We start from the raw sequence: 668 nt of genomic DNA on the forward strand, positions 1-668 counted from the left end.
ACCGGCACGGGCTGGGTGAAGGCCGACGACGCGCTGCTCGTGCTCGACCGCAACGGCAACGGCAGCATCGATTCCGGCGCCGAACTCTTCGGCGTCGATACCGTGCTCTCCAACGGCACCAAAGCCGCCAACGGCTTTGCCGCGCTCAAGGACCTGGACGGCAACGGCGACAACCTCTTCAACGCGGCGGATGCGCAATTCGCCCACGTGCGCCTGTGGCGCGACCTGAACCAGAACGGCGTGTCCGACGAAGGCGAACTGATCTCGCTGGCCGAGGCGGGCATCGCCAGCATTTCTCTCAATGCCACCAACGCCAACAAGACCCTCGCCGGCGGCAACGTGCAGACCGCCACGGCCAGTTTTACCCGCACGGACGGCAGCACCGGCGAAGCCGGCGACGTGAGCCTGGGCACGGCGGGCAACCTGGAATTCGCCAGCAACCCCTTCTACCGGGAATTCACCGACACGGTACCCATCACCGAACAGGCCGCGGCCCTGCCGGACATGGTGGGCTCGGGCCGGGTGCGCGACCTGCGCGAAGCGGCCAGCCTCTCCCCGCAGTTGGCCGGCCTGCTCGAAGACTTCACCCAGGCCAGCACGCGGGAAGCGCGCTGGACGATCCTGGACCAACTGCTCGATGCCTGGGCCGACACCTCGGGCATGGCCGA

General features: G+C 68.0%; 1 pseudogene. It reads left to right on the forward strand.

The features are described 5' to 3' along the window. A pseudogene (locus tag E6O51_RS21990) lies at positions 1–668 on the forward strand (hypothetical protein); the annotation flags it as partial.

It is taken from the genome of Pseudothauera rhizosphaerae (genome assembly GCF_004801305.1).
GTDB classification, from domain to species: domain Bacteria; phylum Pseudomonadota; class Gammaproteobacteria; order Burkholderiales; family Rhodocyclaceae; genus Pseudothauera; species Pseudothauera rhizosphaerae.